Below are 3,451 nucleotides of genomic sequence, written 5' to 3'. Positions count from 1 at the left end.
GGACCTCTCCGCCGGGAACTACCTCGAGCCCACCTTGTTCGTGGGGGAGAACCACATGAGGATCGCCCAGGAGGAGATCTTTGGCCCCGTGCTTCTCGCCATCCCCTTCAAGGACGAGGAGGAGGCCCTTAAGAAGGCCAACGCAACCCGGTACGGCCTGGCCGCCTACGTCTTCACCCGGGACCTCGAAAGGGCCCACCGGCTGGCCCTCGGCCTCGAGGCGGGGATGGTCTGGGTGAACAGCCACAACGTCCGCCACCTTCCCACCCCCTTTGGAGGGGTGAAGGAGAGCGGGACCCACCGGGAAGGGGGGTTCTACGCCTTTGAGTTCTACACCGAGCTGAAGAACGTGGCGGTGCCCCTGGTGCCGCCTCACGTGCCCAAGTTTGGGAAGGGAGGGTAGGATGCGTACAGGAAAGGACTATCTCGAGGCCCTTAGGAAGGCTCCCCCTAGCCTTTGGTACAAGGGGGAGAGGGTGGAAGACCCCACCGCCCACCCCGTTTTCCGAGGGGCGGCCCAGACCATGGCCCGGCTTTACGACCTCCAGCACGACCCGAGGTACCGGGAGATCCTGACCTATGAGGAGGACGGCCACCTCCACGGGACGAGCTTCCTCATTCCCAAAACGAAGGAGGACCTGAGGAAGAGGGGCCTGGCCTACAAGGCCTGGGCCGACCAGACCCTGGGGATGATGGGCCGGAGCCCGGACTACCTGAACGCGGTGGTCATGGCTTACGCGGCTAGCGCCCCCTACTTTGGCGAGTTCGCGGAAAACGTCCGGGCCTACTACCGCTACTTGAGGGACAACGACCTGGCCACCACCCATGCCCTCACCAACCCCCAGGTGAACCGGGCCAAACCCCCCTCGGGCCAGCCCGACCCCTACATCCCCGTGGGCATCGTCCGGCAGACGGAGAAGGGGATCGTGGTCCGGGGGGCCCGGATGACCGCCACCTTTCCTTTGGCGGAGGAGCTTTTGGTCTTTCCCTCCACCCTTCTGAAGGAGGGCCCGGGAAGCGAGAAATACGCCGTGGCCTTCGCCGTTCCCACGAACGCCCCGGGGCTTCACTTCCTCTGCCGGGAGGGCTTGGCGGGGGACTCCCCCTTTGACCACCCCCTTTCCAGCCGTCTGGAGGAGATGGATGCCCTGGTGATCTTCGACGAGGTCTTCGTACCCTGGGAACGGGTCTTCATCCTGGGGGATGTGGAGCGGTGCAACAACGCCTACGCCCAGACGGGGGCCCTTCACCACATGGCCCACCAGGTGGTGGTGCTGAAGACGGCCAAGACGGAGGCCTTTTTAGGGGTGGCCGCCCTTCTTGCCGAGGGCATCGGGGCGGACCAGTACGGGCATGTCCAGGAGAAGGTCGCGGAGATCATCGTTTACCTCGAGGCCATGCGGGCCTTCTGGACCCGGGCCGAGGAGATGGCGAAGCTGAACGAGTACGGCCTCCTCGTTCCCGACCGGGGGGCGATCGACGGGGCCCGGAACCTCTACCCCCGGCTTTACCCCAGGATCCGGGAGATCATCCAGCAGATCGGGGCGAGCGGCCTCATCACCCTGCCTTCGGAAAGGGACTTCAAGGGCCCCTTGCGGCCCCACCTGGAGAAATTCCTCCAGGGGGCGACCCTATCCGCCCGGGAACGGGTGGCCCTTTTCCGCCTGGCCTGGGACATGACCCTCTCCGGCTTTGGGGCGAGGCAGGAGCTTTACGAGCGCTTCTTCTTCGGCGACCCGGTGCGGATGTACCAGACGCTTTACAACGTCTACGACAAGGAGCCCTACAAGGAGCGGATCCGGGCCTTTCTCAGGCCGCTTCTTGAAACGATCCCTGCTTTGGAGGGGGCATGAGGGAGGCCTTCAAGGAAGCGATGAGCCGGTTCGCGGCCGGGGTGACGGTGGTCTTTGCGGGGGAGCGGGGCATGACGGCGAGCGCCTTCTTCTCCCTTTCCTTGGACCCTCCCCTTGTGGCCCTCGGGGTGAGCGAAAGGGCCAGGCTTCTGCCCGCCCTTTTGGAGGCGGACCGGTTTACCGTGAGCCTCCTACGGGAAGGGCAGGAGGGGGTGGCGGACCACTTCGCAGGCCGGGCTTCGGGGGTGGGTTTCTCGCCGGGCCAAGCCCTGCTGGAAGGGGAGCCCCCCCGGGTCAAAGGGGCCTTGGCCGCTTTGGTCTGCCGCCTCGAGGCCCATTACCCAGGGGGGGATCATCGGATCGTGGTGGGCCGGGTGGAGGAGGTCCACCTCGGGGAGATGGGGCCTCCTCTGGCCTACTTCCACCGGGCATACCGGCGGCTTTGTTAGGAGGGCAGGATGGGGATTGTTCGGGTAGGGTTCATCGAGCTTTGGGTCAGGGACCTCGAGGCCAGCCTGGCCTTTTATCAGGGGCTTTTAGGTTTCCGCCTCGAGCGGCAAGAGGAGGGGCGTGCCTACCTGCGGGGGTATGAGGAGCTGGAGTGGAGCCTGAAGCTCACCCAGGCCCCCCGGGCTGCGGTGAGGAGCCTGGGCTTCAAGGTGGAAAAGGAGGAGGACCTAGAGGCCCTAAAGGCCTGGGCCAGCTCCGAGGGGCTTCCTTTCCGCCTCGAGGCGGACTGGGGAAGGGTCGAGATCCTTAGGGTACAGGATCCCTTCGGCTACCCCTTGGCCTTCTACCACCGCGCACAGAAGCTGGAGCGGGTCCTCCAGCGCTACCACGAGTACCGGGGGCCTGGGGTTTTGCGCCTGGACCACTTTAACCTCTTCTCTCCGGAGGTGGGGAAGGCCACCCAGTACTACCGGGAGAGGCTGGGCTTCCGCCTTACCGAGTACACCGAGGACGAGGAAGGGCGGCTTTGGGCAAGCTGGCTCCACCGCAAGGGGAACGTTCACGACCTCGCCTTCACCAACGGGGAAGGACCCAGGCTTCACCACTTCGCCTACTGGCTTCCCGACCCCATGGCCATCTTAAAGGCAGCGGATATCCTGGCAGGGGCGGTCCAGACGGACCGGATCGAACGGGGACCGGGCCGGCACGGGATCTCTAACGCCCTCTTCCTCTACCTCAAGGATCCCGACGGTCACCGGATAGAGCTCTACACCTCCGACTACCTGACCGTGGACCCCGACCATCCGCCCCTCCGATGGAGCCTGAACGATCCCCGGCGGCAAACCCTCTGGGGGCATAAGACCCCCAAGAGCTGGTTCTTGGAGGGAAGCCTGCTCCTCTCCCTGGAGGACACCCCCCTCTCCACCCGCCCCTCCCCCCTCCAGGGTCTTCCGGAGCATGTGATCTGAACCCTCTTAGGCCCGGTTCCACCCCGGGTCTTGACGGGACGGATCCCCCTGAATAAACTTGCAGCAAAACGCCTAACGGCTGTTCGTTTGGCCCTGGCCCGGGAGGCCGGGCAAAGGCAGAAGGAGGTCGGAAATGAAAAGGGTTTTGGCAGCGCTTCTGGTCCTAACGGCAGCGGCTTT

The 3,451-nt window shown here is 65.0% G+C and carries 4 protein-coding genes; all 4 read left to right on the top strand.

Annotated features, from left to right (window positions below):
- Positions 1-403, top strand: a 403-nt coding sequence (locus C4301_RS06735; RefSeq protein ID WP_352414333.1) for an aldehyde dehydrogenase family protein, incomplete at its 5' end; no start/stop codon positions are given.
- Position 404: 1 nt separating this feature from the next.
- Positions 405-1,853: a 4-hydroxyphenylacetate 3-monooxygenase, oxygenase component gene (gene hpaB, locus C4301_RS06730; protein ID WP_352414332.1), complete on the top strand. Its 1,449-nt coding sequence runs from the start codon at positions 405-407 to the stop codon at positions 1,851-1,853.
- Entirely contained in the window at positions 1,850-2,302 is a 453-nt protein-coding gene (gene hpaC, locus C4301_RS06725) for a 4-hydroxyphenylacetate 3-monooxygenase reductase subunit (protein WP_352414331.1), read from the top strand. Before hpaB ends, hpaC begins: the two co-directional genes overlap by 4 nt.
- Before the next feature lie 9 nt (positions 2,303-2,311).
- Complete coding sequence (gene hpaD / locus C4301_RS06720; RefSeq protein WP_352414330.1) at positions 2,312-3,271, top strand: 3,4-dihydroxyphenylacetate 2,3-dioxygenase; 960 nt, start codon at positions 2,312-2,314, stop codon at positions 3,269-3,271.
- Positions 3,272-3,451: the final 180 nt, after the last annotated feature.

The sequence above is a fragment of the Thermus sp. genome, from assembly GCF_040290245.1.
GTDB lineage: Bacteria > Deinococcota > Deinococci > Deinococcales > Thermaceae > Thermus_A.
This window is presented reverse-complemented; position numbering and strand designations above follow the sequence as displayed.